Annotated in this window: 1 protein-coding gene; it reads right to left on the minus strand. The window is 34.7% G+C overall.

Translation table 11 applies throughout. The annotated features are described in order from the left end of the window. The coding region (locus LVY74_RS17715; protein ID WP_237816157.1) for a hypothetical protein at positions 1–248 on the minus strand (248 nt) is incomplete at both ends.

Genomic DNA, 248 nt, shown 5'->3' on the forward strand with positions numbered 1-248 from the left:
TCTTTAACTCATCTTCAATTACTTTTATTTCAGCTTGTTTTAGTTTTTGTGCCTCTTTATCTTTAGGTAAATTGGCATAGACTGATTTGGTGACTTGCCCAGTTGCTGCTTCTCGTAGTACATCTTGATATTCAAGCAAAATATCTACCGTTTCTTTGCCAGTTAAGGCTTTAGTGGTTTTATTTTCACAATCGGTATTATGTACCCATAATTTGGCATCATCGATGAAATAGGTATGATTTTCCGCT

Source organism: Acinetobacter sp. ME22, assembly GCF_022012315.1.
In the GTDB taxonomy this organism is placed as follows: domain Bacteria; phylum Pseudomonadota; class Gammaproteobacteria; order Pseudomonadales; family Moraxellaceae; genus Acinetobacter; species Acinetobacter brisouii_A.